Annotated in this window: 16 protein-coding genes and 1 pseudogene; 15 read left to right on the plus strand and 2 right to left on the minus strand. The window is 51.7% G+C overall.

Going from position 1 to position 16,219, the window contains the following annotated elements:
• The first annotated feature begins 104 nt into the window (after window positions 1–104).
• The 8 genes and pseudogenes from BM184_RS06400 (at window position 105) to BM184_RS06435 (ending at window position 6,955) form a co-directional block, all read left to right on the plus strand.
• Window positions 105–926: a tryptophan-rich sensory protein gene (locus BM184_RS06400; protein WP_245830725.1), complete on the plus strand. Its 822-nt coding sequence runs from the start codon at window positions 105–107 to the stop codon at window positions 924–926.
• Between the two features lie 195 nt (window positions 927–1,121).
• Window positions 1,122–1,580, plus strand: a complete 459-nt coding sequence (locus BM184_RS06405) for a GyrI-like domain-containing protein (RefSeq protein ID WP_086943165.1) — start codon at window positions 1,122–1,124, stop codon at window positions 1,578–1,580.
• A 43-nt stretch (window positions 1,581–1,623) separates the two neighbouring features.
• Complete coding sequence (locus BM184_RS06410) at window positions 1,624–2,034, plus strand: DUF5655 domain-containing protein (protein ID WP_086943164.1); 411 nt, start codon at window positions 1,624–1,626, stop codon at window positions 2,032–2,034.
• A 604-nt stretch (window positions 2,035–2,638) separates the two neighbouring features.
• Window positions 2,639–2,983, plus strand: a pseudogene (gene tnpA, locus BM184_RS15510) (IS200/IS605 family transposase); the annotation flags it as partial.
• A gap of 34 nt (window positions 2,984–3,017) precedes the next feature.
• Entirely contained in the window at window positions 3,018–4,532 is a 1,515-nt protein-coding gene (locus tag BM184_RS06420; RefSeq protein ID WP_086943163.1) for a transposase, read from the plus strand.
• 235 nt (window positions 4,533–4,767) lie between these two features.
• The gene (locus tag BM184_RS06425; RefSeq protein ID WP_218150993.1) at window positions 4,768–5,730 is read left to right on the plus strand and encodes a prenyltransferase/squalene oxidase repeat-containing protein; all 963 of its coding nucleotides are present in this window, start codon (window positions 4,768–4,770) and stop codon (window positions 5,728–5,730) included.
• A gap of 5 nt (window positions 5,731–5,735) precedes the next feature.
• Window positions 5,736–6,401, plus strand: a complete 666-nt coding sequence (locus BM184_RS06430) for a hypothetical protein (protein WP_143091117.1) — start codon at window positions 5,736–5,738, stop codon at window positions 6,399–6,401.
• Window positions 6,401–6,955, plus strand: coding sequence for a YdeI/OmpD-associated family protein (locus tag BM184_RS06435; RefSeq protein ID WP_086943161.1), 555 nt, complete (start codon window positions 6,401–6,403; stop codon window positions 6,953–6,955). The genes BM184_RS06430 and BM184_RS06435 overlap by 1 nt, the downstream gene beginning before the upstream one ends.
• A 32-nt stretch (window positions 6,956–6,987) precedes the next feature.
• Here the strand turns inward: BM184_RS06435 and BM184_RS06440 are convergent, their stop codons facing one another.
• Window positions 6,988–7,983 carry an MsnO8 family LLM class oxidoreductase gene (locus BM184_RS06440; protein ID WP_086943160.1) on the minus strand — a complete coding sequence of 332 codons (996 nt, stop codon included), beginning with the start codon at window positions 7,981–7,983 and terminating at the stop codon, window positions 6,988–6,990.
• A gap of 224 nt (window positions 7,984–8,207) precedes the next feature.
• On the opposite strand from BM184_RS06440, the gene BM184_RS06445 reads away from it, so the two are divergent.
• The 4 genes from BM184_RS06445 to BM184_RS06460 all read left to right on the plus strand — a co-directional run bounded on the left by BM184_RS06445 (window position 8,208) and on the right by BM184_RS06460 (window position 11,478).
• Window positions 8,208–8,708 (plus strand): flavodoxin family protein, encoded by a 501-nt coding sequence (locus BM184_RS06445; protein WP_086943159.1) that lies wholly within the window; start codon window positions 8,208–8,210, stop codon window positions 8,706–8,708.
• A 38-nt stretch (window positions 8,709–8,746) separates the two neighbouring features.
• Window positions 8,747–9,994, plus strand: a complete 1,248-nt coding sequence (locus BM184_RS06450) for an RtcB family protein (protein WP_086943158.1) — start codon at window positions 8,747–8,749, stop codon at window positions 9,992–9,994.
• Window positions 9,995–10,013: 19 nt separating this feature from the next.
• Window positions 10,014–10,988: a hypothetical protein gene (locus tag BM184_RS06455; protein ID WP_086943157.1), complete on the plus strand. Its 975-nt coding sequence runs from the start codon at window positions 10,014–10,016 to the stop codon at window positions 10,986–10,988.
• Window positions 10,989–11,106: 118 nt separating this feature from the next.
• A complete protein-coding gene (locus BM184_RS06460) occupies window positions 11,107–11,478 on the plus strand; it encodes a hypothetical protein (protein WP_086943156.1) in 372 nt (123 codons plus the stop codon).
• Between the two features lie 227 nt (window positions 11,479–11,705).
• On the opposite strand, the gene BM184_RS06465 is transcribed toward BM184_RS06460, so the two are convergent.
• Window positions 11,706–12,353 carry an acetate uptake transporter gene (locus BM184_RS06465; protein WP_086943155.1) on the minus strand — a complete coding sequence of 216 codons (648 nt, stop codon included), beginning with the start codon at window positions 12,351–12,353 and terminating at the stop codon, window positions 11,706–11,708.
• A gap of 233 nt (window positions 12,354–12,586) precedes the next feature.
• Between BM184_RS06465 and BM184_RS06470 the strand changes: the two genes are divergently transcribed.
• Genes BM184_RS06470 through BM184_RS06480 form a run of 3 tightly spaced genes read left to right on the plus strand, consistent with a single transcriptional unit; the run spans window position 12,587 to window position 16,192 of the window.
• Window positions 12,587–13,447 (plus strand): DUF6544 family protein, encoded by an 861-nt coding sequence (locus tag BM184_RS06470; RefSeq protein WP_086943154.1) that lies wholly within the window; start codon window positions 12,587–12,589, stop codon window positions 13,445–13,447.
• Entirely contained in the window at window positions 13,431–15,875 is a 2,445-nt protein-coding gene (locus tag BM184_RS06475) for a cation-translocating P-type ATPase (RefSeq protein ID WP_086943153.1), read from the plus strand. The genes BM184_RS06470 and BM184_RS06475 overlap by 17 nt, the downstream gene beginning before the upstream one ends.
• A 53-nt stretch (window positions 15,876–15,928) precedes the next feature.
• Window positions 15,929–16,192 (plus strand): SHOCT domain-containing protein, encoded by a 264-nt coding sequence (locus tag BM184_RS06480; RefSeq protein ID WP_086943152.1) that lies wholly within the window; start codon window positions 15,929–15,931, stop codon window positions 16,190–16,192.
• The last annotated feature ends 27 nt before the right edge of the window (window positions 16,193–16,219 follow it).

A 16,219-nucleotide genomic window follows, 5' to 3' on the forward strand; every position in this document is an offset into this window, starting at 1 on the left:
TTGACTTAGGGGAATACTTTTTTATTGTGCAAAATGCTGTGCCTCAGACTATCCATATGCAATTATTTTTATTAACTGGGACATTGGAAGAGGAGGAAATGAAGATGGAAACGAAAATGGGAATGAAACTATCTGAAGCGCCCATCAAAATAGCGGTGGTTGTGACTTATCTTGTCATGATCGCCGTCAATGCAATGGCAAACATCCTGCCGATCAACGGCATCGACACAGGAGCGGTATCTGATTCCTATCCGAATTTGTTTGCACCCGCCGGATTGACGTTTTCGATCTGGGGCGTCATCTACCTTTTGTTGGCTGGTCATGTGCTTTACCAATTTGGCTTATTCCAAGGGGACAAGAGCAAGGTGAAAACGGAACTGCTTAAGAAAGTCGGCATCGTCTTTTCGGCCAGTTCAATGGTGAACGCCGCTTGGATCTTCAGTTGGCATTACCGCATGATCGGTTTGTCGGTGATCCTGATGCTAGTGCTTCTGCTGAGCTTGATCTACATCAACCAGCTGACACATAAGGAAAAACTCGAGCAGAAGGAAAAAATGTTCATCCGGCTGCCGTTCAGTGTTTATTTTGGCTGGATAACGGTGGCGACGATCGCGAACATCACCACGCTTCTGGTCGATATCGGCTGGAATGGCTTCGGGATTCCCGAGTCGATGTGGACGATCCTGATTATCGTGATCGGACTTGCGATCGGAGCTGTCACGATGATCCGCAATCGGGACATCGCATACGGACTCGTGATCATTTGGGCTTATGCGGGGATCCTGATCAAACACATGTCCGAGGACGGGTTTGCCGGGCAGTACTCGGGGATCATCACGACCGTCATCGCCTGCATCGTGCTGATGGGCGTGGCGATCGGCTATGTGCTCTTCGCGAAGAAACAAGCTCCGCCTATACTGAAATGACTGTTATTTTGAAAGTGAGTAAGTTTTATTGATTCGAAACAGGTGCTGACAACGATTTAACCAAATCGTTGTCAGTACCTGTTTTTGTTCAGTTTCGGGCACTTTCTGGTAGCCATCGTATTGATGGTCGTGTGGTTAGGGAAGTGATAAAATAAGCATGAGACAATAGGCTTCGGCAAAGGAGAAGTGAAGAAGATGGCTTACATTATTGAAATGATCGAAACGCAGGAACAACCGACTTTAGTTTTGAAAACGGTTACCCCTGTGAGCGAGCTTCCGAAAATATTGGGGAAAGCCTTCATGGACATCGTCACGCACATCATGGAATTGGGTGAACAGCCGGTTGGGCCGGCTTTCGTCGGTTATTTCAATATGGATATGGAAAGGCTCGAATTGGAAATCGGTTTTCCGGTATCCAAAGCGCTACCGGGCAAAGGCGATATCCTAGCCGGACACATCCCGGCAGGGAAACAGGTCAGTTGCATGTACAAAGGCCCTTATATGCAGATGCCACCCGCATATGAGGAAATCCAGAAATGGATCAAGGATAATGGCTATAAGCCGCTTGGTCCGGTTTATGAACACTATTACAATTCGCCAGAGGAAGTGCCAGAAAGCGAACTGCTGACGAAAATCGTATTCTTGGTGGAGTGACAAAGGGCGAAGTCCTGACACGAGAAAAAATGAGGCGAAAGCTATGACAGACGAAATGACGAACAAAGAAATAGAGGCATTTTTTGCCGGGAAACCGGAAGCCAAGGCGCTTTTCCAGATTGTGGAGCAGAAAATCCGGGCAATCGGCCCTGCCATCATCAAGGTGAGCAAGACTCAGATTTCCTTCGCTACGCGGACGCAATTCGCATGGGTCTGGATGCCACAACCGACAGACAGAAAGCGGCCGCTGCACAGCCTAGTGCTGAGTTTCGGCTGCGGGCGCCAGATTGTGCATGATCAAATTGTCGAAGCCATCGAACCGTACCCTGGCCGATGGACGCACCATGTCATCATAGCGGAAGAAGCAGATTTGACTGATGTCCTCGATGTCTGGATTCGGGAAGCATACCGATTCTCGGAAACGCGCGGACGCGAGCCTTTTTCAAATATATAGGCAGCCGCAAAGCAAGAGCAAGGGGGAACCCATTATGAGTGAGACACATTTGCACAGAGGGCGCCAGACCGTCAAATTAGGGTTGATCAAGGTGGTGCATGACCTTTTTCCGGAAGAGACGCTGAAAACATCCTATTCCATTCTGGAAGGGGTCTTCTGCAACCTGTACGGATCGATCCTGTCGACAAGGGAAGTGAAGCAGATCGAACTGAAACTGAGGGAGTGGGTCGAAAAGGACAGCAGCATCGTGTTGCTGCGAAAAGAAGGCGGTTATTACCATTACCAGGTGGGGGACATCATCGTGAAGGCCGTCTATCCGGCTTTGACGGAGCCCCACCTTGTCGAACCGTTCACCATTCTTCCATTTTCCTATGGGTTCATCGTGGATTTCGGGGATATTGACAAAGGCAGCAAGCGGCCGCTGATTCCGCCTGTGCAGTTATCAGCTGCGTTCGAAAAGAATCAACGCTGGATGGATAATATCAACATTGAACAGGTCCAAGACGTCAATGACTATATCCGATCCGGGCGCACGATGAAATTGGTCAGCATCGCCGAAGCTTTGCATGAAAAGGAAATTTCCATCATCGCGGATGCCATCCTGCAGCATCGGCGAAAGGACCTTGTCGGACCAGTAGCGGTAGCGGCACGCTTAAAGGAGCTCATTGTAGAAACGTGCACCGCTCTATCCGTCGAAATTCAGGAAATGGAGATCATGCCTGACCACGTTCACCTCCTATTGGATATAGACCCACAATTCGGGGTTCACAAAGCAGTCAAACGCATCAAAGGAACTTCTTCCCGCGTGCTGAGACAGGAGTTTAAAGAGCTGACGACGAAGCTACCCACGCTTTGGTCGAATAGCTATTTCGTTTCCACGGTGGGTGGGGCACCGCTTGAAATGATGAAGCAATACATTCAAAGCCAAAAGACCTCCCAACGCCAGTAAATGCAAAGCAATCATCAAGAACGGAGGAACACCTATGGCTAAAAGCAAAACAGCTTCATTCGTCGTAGAGCTGGGACTTGTTACACATCAAAATGAACAAGCAGTGCTGGATAAGCGTTTCAAAATCGCTGAAAAACTGTATAACAAGGTCTTGTATCATGCGCAGACGCAGCTGACAGAGTTGTATAAGAACCGTCGATACCAAGACGTGCTGGCAGAACGCCGCTTGTCCATCAAAGCAAAGGACAAGAAATGTGTGATGGCTTGCAACAAGGAGTTGCAAGCTATCCAAAAGACCTTCGGTATGACCGAATACGCTTTGCATGCCTACATCGGACGGATACGCGAGGCGTATAAGAAGCATATCGACAGCTTCACAGCACAGAAAATCGCTTCTACGGTCTGGACAAGTGTGTCCTCCCTTCTGTATGGCAAAGGAAAAAAGGTACGCTTCAAAAAATTCGGACAGCTGGAATCGTTGGAAGGCAAGTCGAACGCTACAGGTATGCGCTTCAAAAGCGACCGTTTGGAGTGGAATGGGCTGGTTCTGCCCGTCAATATTCGTGCCAACGATTTATTTGTTCAGGAATCCCTTTCCTTGCACCGGGTGAAATACTGCCGCATCGTACGCAAGGCGTTCAAGAGCGGCAATCAGTACTTCCTGCAACTGGTGTTGGAAGGCATCCCGCCAGTGAAACGCAACCATAATACGGGTATGCCCCGCCGAAAACCCGCTCCGAATGCGGAAGTGGGCATCGATATCGGCACCTCTACGGTGGCGGTGGCAGGTGATGACGGCGTCATCTTGAAGGAATTGTTTCCAGAAGGGAAGTCCTATGACCGCGCGATTCATCTGTTGCAACGAAAACTGGATCGGAGTCGCCGCGCAACCAACCCCACCAATTTTAACGTCGACGGCACCGTCAAGCGGGGTGTCAAGTTGACCTGGGTAAGGAGCAAGAATTACATGAAAATCGTGTTTCACTTGAAGGACCTCTACCGCCGTCGGGCGGTGGCCTTAAAGGAAGCTCACAACAAAACCGCCAATGCCATCCTGGCACTGGGTAATCAAGTTTATGTGGAGGACATGGATTTCCGCGCATTGATGAAGCGGGCCAAAGAGACCACTGTCAATAAAGGCGGGCGATTCAATCGTAAGGGGCGCTACGGCAAGTCCATCGGCTATCACGCGCCGGCTATGTTGGTCGGCATCGTGAAGCAAAAAGCACCCCAAGAAGGGGGTGCGCTGTACGAGGTGGATACCTTTAAATTCCGTGCCAGCCAGTATAACCACGTAAACGATACCTACATTAAGAAGACACGTGATGAACGTACGACCCTTGTTGGCGGGCAGCTTGTCCAACGGGATCTGTACAGTGCATTCCTCCTGAAAAATAGCCAACCGACACGCAACGAAACTGACCGCACAAAATGTAGCACGACGTTCGCCACTTTCATGGCACACCACGACACCTGCATCCAGACGCTCTGCCAATCAACCGAACGCCAGTCCCGCAATTTCGGACTGCGAGACTTTCAATTTGCTTAACAAATGTATATAACAACCAAAAGGTTCAGCTGTGAGCCTTCAACGTTAATGGTGCCGTTGGGCGCTTTGTTGAGAAAGTCTAAGGGCTATTGGGAATAGAACGGAAATAGAAAAACGACATTTCCACTTTTGTGGGAATGTCGCCAGTACGGTCCGTGACGTCCCAACCGCCCTTGGAACCCCCTGGATTTATCCATGGGGAGCAGTCAGGGTTGAGCCGAAAAAGGAAGGGCCGATGGAAATGGAACGGGAGGAAATCATCGCATGGCTTCTGGAAGGCGATCCAGCCATCCAATATCAGACAAGACGCGATCTGTTGCATGAAGACCAGGCTGCGTTGGCTGACCTGCGGAACAGGATAGCAAAGGAAGGTTGGGGTCTCGCTTTTCTGGAACGGCAACAGCCTGATGGGCACTGGGGACGTTGGTTTTATCAGCCGAAATGGACAAGCAGCCATTACACCTTGTTGGATCTGCGCAACCTCTGCATGCCGGCGACCCCGGAAATAAAAAAGGCGCTGGATCTCATCCTTGCGACCGTCATCGCCACTGATGGCGGCATCAATCCGGCAAAAGGCATCGAGCAGAGCGATGTCTGCGTCAATGGCATGTTCCTGAACTATGCCTGCTACTTCGGGACGGAAGAAGAAATGCTCCAGACGGTGGTCGATTTCATCCTTAGCCAGCAGCTGGCCGATGGCGGCTTCAATTGCCGGCTCAACCGGTCCGGTGCCCGGCACAGTTCGGTGCATTCCACGCTCAGTGTGCTTGAAGGTATTCGGGAATATGCTGTAGCCGGGTATGTTTATCGTTTGGATGAATTGAAGCGGATCGAAAGCGAAGCACAGGAATTCCTTTTGCGGCACCGTTTGTACAAATCCGACCACACCGGCGCAACCATCCATCCGAGTTTTTTGAGATTGGTCTATCCGCCGCGTTGGCGCTACGACATTCTGCGCGCGCTCGATTACTTCCAAAGTGTCCGTTACCCATACGATGAAAGGCTGCAGGATGCTTTGGATGTTCTGAAGGAAAAGCAACTGCCGGACGGACGTTGGAAAACGCAGGCCCATCATCCGGGCGAAGTGCATTTCATGATGGAAGAGGCCGGAAAACCGAGCCGATGGAATACGCTCAGATGTCTGCGGGTATTGGATTTCTATCATCAAGCTGAAACAGCAAATGGAATTCGGGGATGATTTGGATGGAGCAAAAAGAAAAGGACAAGCTGCTCGAAAAGATTCAAGGCAAACCTGATCTGGAGGCATTCGTCAGGGAGGTGCTGCAGCAACCGGAATACATACCCGTGCTGTTTGCGCTCATCAAGAACGATCCGGGCAGCGCGAAATTTTATTGCGAGAAGGTTATCCGCATCGTGAGCGAGAGGCATCCCGAACTCGTCTATCCGTATTTCGAAGAAGTGGCGGCGCTGATTGGGAGCCCGAACAGCTTCATCAAATGGGGAGCGATCATCACGCTGTCGAATCTGGCGGCTGTGGACACAGAAAATAAATTTGCCTCCATCTATGAAAAATATTTCGGCTTGATTGCTGCAGACGCGATGGTGACGGCAGCGAACGTCATCGGAAACGCCTGGAAAATCATCCTGAGTAAGCCGGAATATGAACAGGATATAACGAAGCGCCTGTTGCGGATTCCACAAAACACCTACCTTTACAAAGGGGAACCGTCCCCGGAATGCAGGAACATCCTTTGCGGGCACGCAATCGATTGTTTCGACAAATACTTCGAGGTTGCCCATGACAAAAATGGAATCTTGGCCTTTGCGTCTGCGCAAACGCACAATCCCCGCAAGCAAGTAGCCAAAAAGGCTGCGGCTTTACTGAAAAAGCACAAGGAGGGTTGTTGATGTCCGAACCGAAAATGCCCGAAACCTGGCTCAGCTGCCGAAATCCGCAGGAATGGCATGACTGGCTGGCACATAACCATGATCAAAAGGATCAAATTTGGCTGGAAATAAAAAAAGCCCATGCTTCAGGCGAGGGCATCCTGCTGGCGGAAGCGGTCGAAGAGGCGCTCTGCTTTGGTTGGATCGACGGAAAGATGTACAGTTTGGATGAAGAAAGCTTCATCATTCGCGTCACGCCTCGCAGATCCGGAAGTGTCTGGGCGCTGATCAATCGGAGGCGCGCTGAAGCATTGATTGAGGCTGGGAGGATGACTGAAGCCGGTTTTGCGGCCATCCAAGCGGCCTATTCCTCGAAGGAAGTCCCGGAGCTGCCCGAAGAATTGGAGCAGGCCTTCAGAGATGACCCGGCTGCCCGCGAGAGTTTCGAAGGCTGGCCGACCGGCAAAAAGGCCCATTATCTTTTCTGGATTGCCCAAGCCAAACGTGCGGATACCCGCCAAAAAAGGATCGCCGAAACATTGGAACGGGCAAAAGCAAAAAGACCATCCCCGTGAAGAGGATGGCCGAGCTTGATGCGTAAATCTAATTAAAGCAATTCCTGAGCCAATAAGGAATAGGTTTTGAGCCGCGCTTGTTGGGAGTGGGGCATGCTGATGATCATCGCTTCGTCGAAACCGTATTGTTCCTGCAGATTCAGCAATGTTTCGGCTGCCTCTGTGGCGGTCCCGAGAATATGCGTCTTGCGGATGTCGTTGATAAGCTGCTTCTCGATTTCCGTCAGCGGGTAAGCGGCGGCTTGTTCTGGGGTCATCAGATGGTTGCGCATCATTCCGCGGTAGAGTTGCATCTTGAAAATCGCATACGGCAACTCTTCGTAGAGTGCTTCTTCACGAGAATCCGCCACTATGGCATGGAAGGCGACGTTGATCTGTTTTTCGGGCATGGCTGCGGATGGAACAAAATACTGCTTATACAGGTCGAAAATGCTCTTGTCGAGCGTCCCGGTGAAGAATTGCGCGAAGGAATAGCCTACGCCCATTCTTCCGGCCTGGACGGCGCTGTTGCCGCTCGAACCCAGCAACCAAGTCTGCGGAATCGATACGGCTACCGGAGCTGCCGGAGTGTCCCGGTAAAGTGGATCCTGGGGTTTCCGGTCTTCCAAAAGATCCAATATCGTCTGCATTTTTTCGTAATGATTGTCCAATTGGGGTGGGTTGCCTTGTGCCAATGCGTACATGGATTGGCGATCGCCTCCGGGAGCACGGCCCACGCCCAAATCGATCCGGCCCGGAGCAAAGCCAGATAAAGTTTTGAAGACTTCTGCGATTTTCAAAGGGGAGTAGTGCATCATCATGACGCCGCCGGTTCCGACACGGATCCGATCCGTCGCGGCCGCGATGAAGGCGGCGATGATTTCGGGTGCCGCACTTGCCATCAGTTGGCTGCCGTGATGCTCGGCGAACCAGATGCGTTCGAACCCGAGGCTGTCCCCTAAACGGGCGAGTTCTTTGGCGTACTGCAGGGACTGCTCGGCGTTGCCGCCTGCTGTGATGTGGACTTGGTCCAAGATGCTGAGTTTCATATTTTCCTCCGATTTTTCGTTCTGATTAAATTTATGCAGACGAGTTGAGTATTGCTGATAGATTGACTATAACAAACTTGATCGCAACGGACAAAGAATCAGCTTCTGAATTGTAAGCGAAGATGTGCACTCGAAAGAAAGTGGTTAAATGAGCCTCAGCTACAGGGAAGACGAAACACATCCATTAATGGCGAAAATTTAAACAACAGAAAGTGGGAAAGGCTATGGAAATCGGGATCATCGTCCATTCTTTGACCGGCAATACCTTGTCGGTAGCGGAGCGGCTGCAGGAAAGACTGGCGGCTGACGGGCACGACGTGGAAATCGAACAGATCAAGACCATCGGAGAGGAAAACACGAACGAAAACAACAGCGCAAACATCAAACTGAAGTCCTATCCGGATCCGCAGGCGCACGATCTCCTGATCATCGCCGGACCGGTCAGAGGCGCTTCTGCATCACCAGTCCTGAAGCATTATTTTTCGCAGGTCAGCCAATTTGAGAACAAGCCGACACTCCTTTTTGTGACCGAATTCTTCCCTTTCCCGTGGATGGGCGGCAAAAATGCCTTGAAGCAGATGACGGCACTTTGCGAAGAACACGGCGCCGACGTCATCGGCAGCGGCGTCATCAACTGGAAGAATCCGCGCCGCGAAAGGCAGATTGAAGATCTGTTGCAGCAATTCAGCGAGTTGGCTGCGCGGATGGATCAAAAAATCAAATAGCTGCGCTGCGCAAGATATCCGGAAAGGAGCGTCATCAGATGATTACCATCTTCAATCCCGAGGAACAGAAGTGGCCGATCAAGGTCTGGCTGGAGAATGAGGAACAAATGGGTGAGGACTGTCTGCAACAAGCGAAGAATCTGGCGAATCTGCCGTTTCTGCATCAATGGGTCGTGCTGATGCCGGATACGCATTCCGGCTACGGCATGCCGATCGGGGGCGTCATCGCTTGCGAAAAGGTCATCATTCCGAATGCGGTCGGCGTGGATATCGGCTGTGGTATGAGCTTTGTCCAGACGAACATCCCGGTCGAACGGCTGATCGAAATCGAGACGCCGAACGGGAAACTCGCCCAGGCAATCGCGGGCGACATCCTACGGAATATCCCGACCGGCTTCGAACACCATAAGAAAAAACAGCAATGTGAATCGGTAACCCGCTTCCTTGATGGCATGACGCCCGAGGAAAAGGAAACGATGCCGCAGGAATTGATGAAGGAGCTGGACGATGCCGCCTATCAGGTCGGCACGCTCGGCAGCGGCAATCATTTCATCGAACTGCAGACCGACGATCAGGGAAAGCTTGGCATAATGCTGCATTCCGGGTCGCGCAATCTGGGCTTCAAGATCTGCCATTATTTCAACGACCTGGCCAAGGAATTGAACAAAAAAGACCAATCTCCGGTCCCTCCCGAGTGGGATCTGGCCTATTTTTCAACCGAAAGTGATCTCGGGAAACTGTATCTGCGTTGGATGAAATTAGCGATGGACTTCGCCGAGGAAAACCGCAACCAGATGATGGAGAAGGTGCTCGATACCGTCCGACTCTGGGTGAAAAAATATGCAGGCATCAACCATGTTAATTTGTCGGATGCCGTCCATTGCCACCACAATTATGCCGCGCTGGAAGAACACTACGGCAAAGCGGTCTGGGTCCACCGCAAAGGGGCGATCCGTGCCGGAGCGGGCGAAATGGGCATCATTCCGGGCGCGATGGGGACCTATTCCTATCTCGTCAGAGGCAAAGGCAATCCGGAAAGTTTCCTGTCCTGCTCGCACGGGGCGGGCAGGCGCATGAGCCGCTTGGATGCCAGAGAACAGTTCAGCGTCCAGGACACAATCCTTGACTTGAGGGCATTGGGTGTCTTTCTGGCGAAAGCCAAACGGACCGATGTCGGCACGGAATCCCGCTTTGCATACAAGGCCATCGATTTTGTGCTTTCCCAGGAACTGGATCTCGTCGAACCGGTCCGCCGCCTCAAGACCGTCGCTGTAGTCAAAGGCTGAAAAGAAAAGAGGTACAAAAATGGAACTGCAGGAAAGGTACATCGCGGCCGGCCTGAAACATATCCCGCCGACCGAAAAAGCTGAAGTTGAAAAGGCCATGCGCCGCATCATCGCGGAGCGGTTGGAGGGACGCGGCGATCCTTCCGAAGAGACGGAACGCGAAGTGTTGAGAGGATTGGGGAGTCCGAGGCTTCTGGCTGAAAAGCAACTGAGGGAACCGCCCCATTTGATCGGTCCAGAGCTGTACGGCACCTATCTCCTGATCGTGAAAATCGTCATGACGGTGGCGGTCATCGGTACGCTGATCGGGAATACCGTTGATTTCATCGTCAATGGCGGGGGGCTGCTGGGATATTTTGCGCAGAGTTTTGCGACAGCGCTCAGTGCGGCAATCGGCGCCTTCGGATGGGTGACGCTTGTGTTCGCCATCATGGAAAGGACGGCAAAGGAGAAGATCCTGACGGAAATCCAGGAAGACTGGAGTCTGGCTGATCTGCCCGAGAAGGAAGTCCCGCAGAAACCATTCAGCAGGGTCGGGGTCATCATAGGCATCATCTTTACGGTACTTTTCCTTATCTTGGTCAACCAATACAGCCAGCTGTTGGGATTCTACTATACGTTGGACGGCAGCAGGGAAATGATTCCGATGTTGAATCAGGAAGTGTTCCGCAGTTATCTGCCGTACATCAACGGCATGTTGGTGCTGCAATTGCTGTTCTCCGCCAGCAAACTCGTTTTCAGGAAGTGGACCTATCCGGTCGCGACCGCAAATCTGATTTTGAATGTGCTTTCGTTTGTATTGTTGTGGTTCATCCTTCAAGATACAGCCGTCCTGAATCCGGAGCTCGTCGCGAAAATCGCTGAAGCCACGGATGGGCAACGGGTCCTCAATACTGCATTCAACTCGATCAAAGCCGTTTTTCTGTTCATCTTCCTATTGGACTCGTTCGAAGGCTTCCGTGATGCCTACAAAAACAGCAAAAAGCCGGCTTGAAACGGCAAACGGTAATGCAGGTATGTGAAATGCGGAGCGGATGGTCTATAATGGAATTGCAAACAGAACAGGTTCACGCTGAGCGGCGGACCGGTATTTTTGGAGGGAAAACCTAACAATGGAACAGACAACAGCTAAAGAATACATCCTTTACAACGAGGTCACGAACGAATATCTGACGCGCGTCACCTTCATGGGCAGTACCGTCTACAAGAAGACGACGCTCGATTTGGCGATGCGTTTCTCCGAGCAGGATAAAGAAAACCTCGAGACGATGGGAGCCGGCAATCCGGAGAAGGTGCTGAACAACATCGAAGCGACGGCTTTCGGAAACGACAGCGATGTGAAGGAAACATACAGACTGTCCAACCTGAGTTTCCTGTCGATCAACGACTTGACGCCGGAGGAAAGGGCAGCCTTCGATCAGGAAATCGAAGAGGGCAAAAAGAAAGCCGCCCGAATCCATTGCTGCCGAATCGTCAGCAGATAGACCATCAAGACACAGTCAGCAGCAGTCAATCAAACCAGTCATTATCCAGAACAGAGCAGTAGGCAAATTCTCAGGTCAGGTTGCACAAGCCAGCCCGTAAAAAAGATTGCTGCTGACTTCGAATGACACTCCTCGACGGATGGTCGGGGAACGCCACCGAAAAAGCAAAAACACGGGCGCTATGCAATAGGATTGCATAGCGCCCGTGTTTTATTTGATTCAGTCGTTTATTTACTAGTAGCTACTTCGACTTTTGCTGCTTTCTTTGCAGTCGTCACATTGCCCAACGGCAGAACTTCTTCGCCGTAGACTTCGTTCAAAACTTGTGCCAAAGCGCCGTAGATTGCTGAGAAGCCGCAGAAGATGCCTTCGTAACCCGCGATTGTAGCGATCATTTCATTGCCTGTGAAGTCTCCCAAAGCAAGCAGGAAGAAAAGCAGTGTCAAAGAACCGAAGACGATCTGCAGGTTTTTGCTGATGCGCAATGTTCCGACGAACATGCCCAACGTGAATAGTCCCCACATGAACAGGTAAGCTGCCATCGCTTGAGCTGAAGCCGCTTCGCCCATGCCAAGGCCAGGCATCACGATTGTTCCGACAAGGGAAAGCCAAAAGAAGCCGTAAGAAGTGAATGCAGTTGCACCGAAAGTGTTGTTTTTCTTGAATTCCATGATGCCGGCAACAACTTGCGCCATGCCGCCGAAGAAAATACCCATAGCTAAAATCATCGTGTTCATCGGGAAGTAACCTGCATTGTGGATGTTCAACAAGACAGTAGTCATGCCGAAGCCCATCAAGCCAAGCGGCGCTGGATTAGCAGTGAATTCTTTCAAGCTGACGATTGTGTTGTTCTGTGTGTTTGATGCGTTTTTCATTAGTAGTTCGTTCTCCTTTGATTTCAAATCTGAAAATAATGTCAGGGTGATTATATCCATATTGCTTGCTGTCGTCAATGTGTTTCGGGAAAAGTACACCTAAAGTTCATTTTTAATACGACGGCCAGCACGCCTGAATGAAAGCGTTCTTTCCATATAAGTGTTGATAAGAAGTGATTCTGCAGAGAAAATAATAAAACGATTTTGAGGATTATGAAAGGGTGGGAGAGAAAATGATAGCGATAAAGAAAATCATTGCGGTCGGTGGGGTTCTGCTCGGGACTGCCGGAGTTGTGCATGCCTATCTGCGCACGGCGCCTTCCAAAGCCGCCAGGGAATTTACCGATTTGGCTGAGGATTTATTGAAGGAGACAGAGGCGGTCAAAGGCCGCTTCACGGAAGCTGACATTGCCACTTTACCAGGCCCTGTCCGGCGTCATCTGCGCCGCTGCGGTCATCTTGGGAAACCGAAAATGGCCTACATGAAGATCGTTTTTCCGGATGTGGCCTTTTCGCTCGGAAAGGGAAAAAAGAGCATCAAGATTGCCTACACGCAATATAATTTTGTGGACGGGCCCGACCGCATCGCCTACATCGACAGTTCAATCTACGGCGTACCATTCGAAGGCGTGGATGCCTATGTCGACGGCAAGGGTTCGATGAAAGGGATCGTGGCGAAGCGTTTCACCCTGTTCGATATTGACGGGGAAGCGATGGACAAGGCCAGCTTGGTGACGTTCCTGTCCGAATGCCTCTTCGTTCCGAACGCAGCGCTGCAGGACTACATCCGCTGGGAAGCCATCGATGCGCACCACGCCAAAGCGGTGATCACGGCGCACGGAACGAGTGCGGAAGGAATCTTCACTTTCAATGAAGATGATGAGATGGTAGCTTTCACGACCGATGACAGGGAAGCCACGACGATGGATGGGAAAAGCGAAAAAGTCAGATGGTCAGCCATCTGCGGCGGGTACAAGGAAATCAACGGCATCCGCCAGCCGACTGAGCTGAAGGCGGTCTGGCATTATGAAGAAGGGGACTTCACATACTTTGATGCGAAAGCTGCGATGATGAGCTATGACAAACAAAAATGATTGGACTGAATGGAAAGGATTATCGGAAGCAGAAGCGGCTGAACGGAGAGTCCGATACGGAGCGAACGCATTGCCGGTACCGAGGCATCGACTTCTGAAGCTGATCGCAAGGCAATTCCGCGGCATCTTTAATCTGATGCTCCTGATTGCGGCGGGCGTGACATTTTCTTTGGGTGAGCCGATCGACGGCGCTTTTATCCTTTTGTTTGTGTTCCTGGGGACAGCGCTCAACGTCTATCAGGAGCATAAATCGAATCAAGCCGCCGACAAGCTGAAAGCCTACCTGCTGAGCACGATCACGGTGATGAGGGATGGGTTGGAAAAGGAGGTGCCGACCGAGACATTGGTCCCCGGCGATATCCTGAAGCTCGAATCGGGCGATATCGTGCCGGCAGATGCAATTGTCCGCGTTGCCCGCGATCTGCTGGTAGATGAAACGACCTTTACGGGAGAGTCGATTCCAGTTACGAAAAGTGCGGCTGCGTCAAGCGCAGCCGCTTCCGGAAAGGCTCCGGTTGCCGCAGATGGCGAGCGCCTGCTGCAAGGGATTGTGATCGTACGGGGAAATGCATTGGCTGAAATCACCGCAATCGGTCAGGAAACGCAGTTGGCCCATATCGCTGCGACGGCGTCAACCGTCCAGGCGGAGAGTGAATTGGTCAAGAGCGTGGATAAAATCAGCAACTTTATCATGAAAGTGACGCTGCTGACGCTCGGACTCGTCGTGGTGGCCAACATCCTGATCGAAGGCCAGGAGGCGGATGTCACGGGTTTACTGATTTTTGCGATTGCGCTGGCCGTATCGGCCATACCGGAAGCTTTGCCGTTGGTGCTGACGTTCTCCCTTTCACGGGGAGCTTTGGAATTCGCCAAACGCGACGTCATCGTCAAGCGGCTTTCCGCGGTCCAGGACTTGGGATCCGTAAACCTGTTGTGCACCGATAAGACCGGCACAATCACGGAAAACCATCTAGTTTTCAACAATCTCTATCCGATGGACGGCTCGCGTTATGATCCGTTGGTCTTGGCGCGCTTGGCCGCAATCAATCTGCATGAGCGGATACCGGAACCTTTCGACCATGCAAGCGATGAGGCCCTCACACACGAGCAGCGGCAGATTGTGAACCGCTACAGTCTTGTGCAGGAGGAGGCTTTCGATCCGGCGTTGCGCAGCAATGGTGCAGTCGTGAAACAGTCAGACGGAACAACACTGCATATCCGCCGCGGGAGCCCGGAATACTTTTTCGGGGAGGGGCTAATTTCCCATGATGCAGTCGCGGACTGGCTGCAGTCGGAGGAAGAAAAAGGCCACCGAGTACTGGGTGTGAGTTACGATGACGGCACCGGTGCACATTTCGGAGGATTCGTTTCATTTGTGGACCGTATCAAGGAATCCACTATTGCGACCGTAGCAGCCGCAAAACAGATGAATGTCGCGATCACGGTCATCACCGGCGATGCCCTGAAGGTGGCCGAGGCAGTCGGAAGGGAAGCCGGTCTGGTGACGGAGAGCGCCGAAGTTACGGAAGCGGCAGCCTTTTTGGCATTGCCGTCCGCTGAAAGGAAGAAACGCCTGTCCTCGATCCGCGTCTTTGCCCGGACGACGCCGGAGCAGAAACTGGAAGTGATCCAACTGCTGAAGGAACAGTTCACGGTCGGTTACTTGGGTGAAGGGATCAATGACGCACCGGCTTTGAAGGCTGCCCATGTCTCGATGGTTGTGCAATCCGCGGCCGATGTCGCCCGTGAGACCGCCGACATCGTCTTGCTGCAGAACGATTTGCGGGTGATCGTCGAAGGCATCCGCTTCGGGCGGGAAACGCACGCCAATACGATGAAATACATCCGCGCCACTTTGATCTCAAACTTCGGCAATTTTTATGCGGTCGCCATCGGCTCGCTCTTCATCAGCTTTTTGCCGATGCTGCCGAAGCAGCTGCTGCTCCTGAATCTGCTTTCCGATTTTCCGATGATGGCCATCGCCTTTGACCGGGTACCGGCTCAGGAAGTGGAGCGGCCGCAGCGGTATGATCTGCATTCCCTCTACATCATTTTTGTCACAATGGGGCTCGTGAGCACGGTATTTGATTTCATTTGCTTCGGGCTGTTCTATCGGATTTCCCCGGCTGTGCTGCAGACCAACTGGTTCATCGCCAGTGTATTGACGGAGATATTATTGATGCTTTCCATCCGCTCCTTGGCGCCGATCACCAAGGCAGGCTGGCCGGCGCCTTCGATCATTATCCTATCGGTGATCGCCATGGTGCTTGCCGTCGGATTGCCGATGATCCCTGCTACTGCCGCCTTTTTTGAATTCCAAACGCCGACATGGGCGCATCTGGGGGTCATTTTGGGGATCGCTTTCGCTTATCTTGTCGTCACGGAACTCGTCAAGCGTCCGTTGTCCAGTTTCGTCAAAAAGAAATGAGCTGTTGGACAATGCATGAATAGGCCAGTAATTTGAAAGTGAAGGTGAACAGTATGCATCCATTTTACGGCGCCGTCAGCGAATTTTTTGCGGAAGGGTATTGGTGGATAGGCTTGCTGTCGATGGTCCTGTATCTGCTTTTTTGGGCTGTCGTCATCGTCTTTGCGGTGAAGCTCTTCAAGAAATATTTTGCCGACAGGGAGATTCCACCCAAAACAAAGGAGGATTCGGCGCTTACGATTCTTCGCGAAAGGTATGCGCGCGGGGAAATCGATGCCGAGGAATTCAAGCAGAAGAAAAGCGATTTGCTGGAATGAAGTAACAAGGAACAGCCTTGGTCTGAA

Origin of the sequence: Trichococcus pasteurii, assembly GCF_900112935.1 — a bacterium.
Taxonomy (GTDB): domain Bacteria; phylum Bacillota; class Bacilli; order Lactobacillales; family Aerococcaceae; genus Trichococcus; species Trichococcus pasteurii.

Excerpts from the sequence above, each read along its gene's own strand:
- BM184_RS06455 (WP_086943157.1), top strand. The coding sequence starts at position 10,014 with ATGGAACTGCAGGAAAGGTACATCGCGGCCGGCCTGAAACATATCCCG.
- BM184_RS06460 (WP_086943156.1), top strand. The coding sequence starts at position 11,107 with ATGGAACAGACAACAGCTAAAGAATACATCCTTTACAACGAGGTCACG.
- BM184_RS06450 (WP_086943158.1), top strand. The coding sequence starts at position 8,747 with ATGATTACCATCTTCAATCCCGAGGAACAGAAGTGGCCGATCAAGGTC.
- BM184_RS06465 (WP_086943155.1), bottom strand. The coding sequence starts at position 12,353 with ATGAAAAACGCATCAAACACACAGAACAACACAATCGTCAGCTTGAAA.
- BM184_RS06445 (WP_086943159.1), top strand. The coding sequence starts at position 8,208 with ATGGAAATCGGGATCATCGTCCATTCTTTGACCGGCAATACCTTGTCG.
- BM184_RS06475 (WP_086943153.1), top strand. The coding sequence starts at position 13,431 with ATGACAAACAAAAATGATTGGACTGAATGGAAAGGATTATCGGAAGCA.
- BM184_RS06425 (WP_218150993.1), top strand. The coding sequence starts at position 4,768 with ATGGAAATGGAACGGGAGGAAATCATCGCATGGCTTCTGGAAGGCGAT.
- BM184_RS06435 (WP_086943161.1), top strand. The coding sequence starts at position 6,401 with ATGTCCGAACCGAAAATGCCCGAAACCTGGCTCAGCTGCCGAAATCCG.
- BM184_RS06470 (WP_086943154.1), top strand. The coding sequence starts at position 12,587 with ATGATAGCGATAAAGAAAATCATTGCGGTCGGTGGGGTTCTGCTCGGG.
- BM184_RS06410 (WP_086943164.1), top strand. The coding sequence starts at position 1,624 with ATGACAGACGAAATGACGAACAAAGAAATAGAGGCATTTTTTGCCGGG.
- BM184_RS06430 (WP_143091117.1), top strand. The coding sequence starts at position 5,736 with ATGGAGCAAAAAGAAAAGGACAAGCTGCTCGAAAAGATTCAAGGCAAA.
- BM184_RS06420 (WP_086943163.1), top strand. The coding sequence starts at position 3,018 with ATGGCTAAAAGCAAAACAGCTTCATTCGTCGTAGAGCTGGGACTTGTT.
- BM184_RS06480 (WP_086943152.1), top strand. The coding sequence starts at position 15,929 with ATGCATCCATTTTACGGCGCCGTCAGCGAATTTTTTGCGGAAGGGTAT.
- BM184_RS06405 (WP_086943165.1), top strand. The coding sequence starts at position 1,122 with ATGGCTTACATTATTGAAATGATCGAAACGCAGGAACAACCGACTTTA.
- BM184_RS06440 (WP_086943160.1), bottom strand. The coding sequence starts at position 7,983 with ATGAAACTCAGCATCTTGGACCAAGTCCACATCACAGCAGGCGGCAAC.
- BM184_RS06400 (WP_245830725.1), top strand. The coding sequence starts at position 105 with ATGGAAACGAAAATGGGAATGAAACTATCTGAAGCGCCCATCAAAATA.